Origin of the sequence: Candidatus Angelobacter sp., from assembly GCA_035607015.1 — a bacterium.
Classification (GTDB): domain Bacteria; phylum Verrucomicrobiota; class Verrucomicrobiia; order Limisphaerales; family AV2; genus AV2.
The window spans coordinates 1-3,840 of record DATNDF010000510.1; the positions used below are offsets into that span (position 1 = coordinate 1).

Sequence of the window (3,840 nt, forward strand, 5' to 3'; positions counted from 1 at the left end):
TACTGCGGCAGCAACGGCTCCAGCCTGGCCCACTGGGAGTCGGATAACATGAGTTTTGCCATCCCCAGCTTTTCACAGATCCGTCGTAAAGGTACAAGGGAAAAGTACTTACAATTTGTCAGCTTGTGAAACCGCTTCTAGGGGAATCCCCTAGTCCGTCTAGTGGGTTGTCCTCCAAAACGATCATGGGGTTCCCCCAATTGTGGCTTTTTCCCTTCACGCGTATTTTGCCCCCGACAAAGCAAATTTGACGAAGCGAGAAAGCAGAAGAATATGAACGACAACAAAGGTCTGATCGAGGCGTTGACGCATTCGAAGATTTATCAGGACTACGAGCGCGCTTTTAGCGAGGCGACCGGCCTGCCGGTGGCCTTGCGGCCCGTCGAATCCTGGCAACTGCCGCATCACGGAAAGCGGGGCGAGAATCCGTTTTGCGCATTGGTAGCGCAGAAAAGCCGCGCCTGTGCCGCCTGTCTTCAGGTGCAGCAAAAGCTTTCAGAGACGGCTACGCACGAAGCGCAGTCTGTCACCTGCCAGCTGGGCTTGTGCGACACCGCAGTGCCCGTCCGGATGGGCGACCGCCTGATCGGTTTTTTACAGACTGGTCAGGTGTTCGCGCGAAAGCCGACCGAGGCGCAGTTCAATCGCATGACCCGGCTCGTCGCCGAATGGGGTCTTGACGTGGACCAGTCCGCGCTGCGCGAAGCCTATTTCGGCAGCCGTGTGCTGCCGGCCCGACAACATGAGTCCGTGGTCAAGCTGTTGAGCATTTTCGCGCAACATCTCTCGATGGTGGGCAACCAGGTCGTCGTCCAACAGGAGAACGCCGAGCCGCCGGTGATTGCGCGCGCGAAGCAGTTTATCCACGAGCATCAGGCGGAAGAACTCTCCCTGGGCCAGGTGGCCAGGGCGGTCAACACCAGCACGTTTTACTTCTGCAAGATTTTCAAAAAGATGACCGGGATCAATTTTACCGACTACCTGTCACGGATCCGGATCGAAAAGGCGAAAAACCTGCTGCTGAACCCGAACCTGCGCATCAGCGAGATCGCCTACGAGGTCGGCTTTCAATCTCTCACCCATTTTAACAGGGTGTTTAAAAAGATCATCGGCCAGTCGCCGACCCGATATCGCGGTCAACTGGCTCGCGCGTGAAGCATTGCTCCGGCCTTCTTTTCGTGTGTCGCGGCCGCGACTTCTGCTACCATCCGCGCGATGAAAGATTACGCCCGGCTGACGCGCGCCGAATTGATCGACCGAGTAGAGGAACTGGAGCGGAAGACCGCCGTCAACGCAGTGCAACAGGCTGAACGGACCCGCGAACGCCACCGCACGCAAGCCGCTTTGCGCGACAGCGAGGAGCGTCTGCGCGCGATTCTTGAAACAGCCGTCGAGGGCATCATCACCATTGACGGACGCGGCATCATTGAGTCGGCGAACCCGGCGGCGGAAAAAATCTTTGGCTACCGGGCCGCGGAGATTATCGGGAAAAACGTCAGTGCCCTCATGCCGTCGCCCTACCGCGAGGCGCATGACGGTTATCTCGCCAACTACCTGCGGACCGGCCACGCAAAGATCATCGGCATTGGCCGGGAAGTGGTCGGCCGGAGGAAGGACGGAAGCATCTTTCCGATGGACCTTTCGGTCAGCGAGGTCAGGCTCGCCGACCGGTGCATGTTTACGGGTTTCGTACGCGACATCACCGAACGGAAGCGCCTTGAGCGGGAGATCCTCGAAGCCAGCAACCGTGAACAGCGGCGCATCGGTCAGGATCTTCATGATGGTCTGAGCCAGCAACTGGCGGGCATCGAGTTGATGTGCGGCGTGCTCGAACAGAAGCTGGCCGTGAAGGCCAGGGCGGAGGCTGACCGAGCGGGCGAAATCGCCCGGCACGTGCGCGAAGCCATCGCGCACACCCGCCGCCTGGCACGCGGTCTCTCTCCGGTGCAACTGGAAGCGAACGGCTTGATGTCGGCTCTTCAGGAGCTTGCGCCCAATGTCGAGCGCATGTTCATGATCGAATGCCGTTTTCAGTACGACGAGCCGATCCTCATTCAGAACAACGCCGCGGCGACGCACCTTTATCGGATTGCACAGGAAGCCATCAACAACGCCATCAAACACGGCAAGGCGAAGAAAATCCTGATCGCCTTCCGGACGATGGGTGACAAGCATTGCCTGCTGATCTCCAACGACGGTGCGCGGTTCCCCGGTGAAGCGAAACAGAGCCAGGGAATGGGGTTGCGGATCATGGAGTACCGGGCCGGCGAGATCGGAGCCTCTCTGCAAATCCAAGGTGGCGACGGTCCGGGCACGACAGTAACATGCGCTTTCGACAAGAACCTATGAGCGCCCTCAAAAAAGCGGTTCCCGCCTCGACGAAGAAGCGCATCCTGATCGTGGACGATCATCCCATGATGCGCCAGGGCCTGGCGCAACTCATCGGCAATGAACCCGACCTGGTCGTTTGTTCCGAAGCGGAAGATGCCCGCGGGGCGCTGGAGGCCGCAAATAAACACGTTCCCGACCTCATGCTCGCGGACATTACGCTGCCCGATAAAAGCGGCCTTGAACTGATCAAGGACGTTCAGGCAATTCATCCGGGATTGGCGGTTCTGGTAATTTCGATGCACGATGAATCGCTGTACGCCGAGCGCGTCCTGCGCGCCGGCGGTCGCGGTTACATCATGAAGCAGGAGGGCGGAAGGAAGCTCATGGAGGCCATCCGCCAGGTTCTGGGCGGTCAGATCTACGTCAGTGAAAAAATGTCCGCCCGCATCCTTGAGATTTTCTCAGGCAACCGCTCGGAAACCAGCCGTCGGTCACCGATGGGGAATCTCACCGACCGCGAGTTCGAGGTGTTCCAACTGATCGGCCAGGGAAAGGGGACGCAACAGATCGCCCAGAAGCTGCATCTGAGTGTGAAGACCGTCGAAGTCCATCGCGTGAACATCAAGGCCAAGCTGAAGCTGGAATCCGCGTCGGAATTGATCCGTTTCGCCGTCCGCTGGGTCGAGGCGCAGAGCGCCAGTTCGTGACGTGGTCGCGTCTCAGGCGTCCGGATCAATAGGCGATTCCCTTAGAAATGATCGGGAGATACCCCGATTGTTGAAACCTGCGTCCGGTCCTAAACTGAAACCAATGCAAGCGGTCTTGTATCGCACATTCGTGGATAAGGCGCATCACCAATCCGGACCGATCATTAACATCGTGATGGCCTGCGAGGGCATCGCAGACGTGCGGCGCGCGATGCGCGCCTACGACGGTCTGGCTCGCGAACTGGGTCGGGATTATGACTTGACCTATGAAGTGTTGAAGTTCGAAACCCTGCAGACGCCGGGGTTGAGCGAAGCGGCCGGGTGGCTCGCACGCGAAGCAGACATGCTCATTATTGCCACGCACACGGATACCCTCCAGCCCAGTGTCAAAGTCTGGCTCGAATCCTGTCTGCCCCACAGTTCCGCACGCCCTCGGGCACTGGTGGCTCTGATCGCCAGTGCAGCGGAGGAGCTCGCCCGTTCGGTTCCGGTCTTCACTTATCTGCGCGACGCGGCGGCAAGGGGAAAGATGGAATTCTTTTCGCACATCGAGGAACTGGCGCAAAAACCGGCGGACGCTGAATTTTCCACGCAGCGCTTGCGCGGAAGGGCGGAGACAATGTCGTCCGTGCTGGAAGAAATCCTCGCGCATCGCAGCAGGCCGGAACCACAGTGGGGCATCAACGAATGAATGGCCGTGACCGGTGAGGGTCGGGTACGGGGCGGGTCCCGACACTTGCTATTTCCGCTTCCTTACTTCCACATTCATCCGGCTGAGCTTCTCAAAAACCTGGCCGCGCCG

General features: G+C 59.0%; 4 protein-coding genes. All 4 read left to right on the forward strand.

Annotated elements, in window-relative coordinates; translation table 11 throughout:
- Positions 1–273 precede the first annotated feature (273 nt).
- Entirely contained in the window at positions 274–1,155 is an 882-nt protein-coding gene (locus VN887_20545) for a helix-turn-helix domain-containing protein (protein HXT42409.1), read from the forward strand.
- A 60-nt stretch (positions 1,156–1,215) separates the two neighbouring features.
- Positions 1,216–2,349: a PAS domain S-box protein gene (locus VN887_20550; GenBank protein HXT42410.1), complete on the forward strand. Its 1,134-nt coding sequence runs from the start codon at positions 1,216–1,218 to the stop codon at positions 2,347–2,349.
- Complete coding sequence (locus VN887_20555) at positions 2,346–3,038, forward strand: response regulator transcription factor (GenBank protein HXT42411.1); 693 nt, start codon at positions 2,346–2,348, stop codon at positions 3,036–3,038. Before VN887_20550 ends, VN887_20555 begins: the two co-directional genes overlap by 4 nt.
- Before the next feature lie 103 nt (positions 3,039–3,141).
- The gene (locus VN887_20560; GenBank protein ID HXT42412.1) at positions 3,142–3,729 is read left to right on the forward strand and encodes a hypothetical protein; all 588 of its coding nucleotides are present in this window, start codon (positions 3,142–3,144) and stop codon (positions 3,727–3,729) included.
- Positions 3,730–3,840 lie beyond the last annotated feature (111 nt).